Source organism: Aphanothece microscopica RSMan92, assembly GCF_046613545.2.
GTDB lineage: Bacteria > Cyanobacteriota > Cyanobacteriia > PCC-6307 > Cyanobiaceae > NIES-981.
In genome coordinates this window covers 1-480 of the sequence record NZ_JBKKKY020000484.1, presented here as the reverse complement: position 1 = coordinate 480, position 480 = coordinate 1, and the positions used below count along the sequence as shown (strand labels likewise).

Here is a 480-nt window from a genome sequence, read left to right as displayed (position 1 = left end):
GGATTCTGAACTCCGAGGCGCTGATGCCGCCGCCCTCGGGTCCCGGCGGGCGCAAGCCGGCGCGCAAGGCGGCTGCAACTCCGCCGCCGCCTGCTGCCCCGATGCACCGCGAACCGCCGCCGCCGGACGACGCCGATGATGAAGGCGACGCCGACCCCGATCGCAAGGAAGGCTGACCGATGACCGAACTGCTGTTCCGCGCCGACCCCTACCTGGCCGAGGCACCCGCCACCGTGCTGTCCCATACGCCCGAAGGGGGTATCGTGCTGGACCGAACAGTGTTCTATGCCACCGGCGGCGGCCAGCCGGGCGACAGCGGCTGGCTGGACTGGGACGGCGGGCGCCTGCCCGTCGCCACGGCGGTCAAGGCCGAGGGTGGCAGCGTCGCGCTGGTGGCGGCCGAGCCGCTGACCCTGCCGCCCGTGGGCGCGCAGGTGCTGCAACGACTGGACTGGGACCGCCGCCACCGCCACATGCGGG

The 480-nt window shown here is 74.0% G+C and carries 1 protein-coding gene; it reads left to right on the top strand.

The window, feature by feature from the left end; all coding sequences use genetic code 11:
• Positions 1-179: 179 nt before the first annotated feature.
• Positions 180-480 (top strand): alanine--tRNA ligase-related protein (locus tag ACLD7X_RS18655; RefSeq protein ID WP_411425171.1); only part of this gene is annotated, 301 nt, incomplete at its 3' end.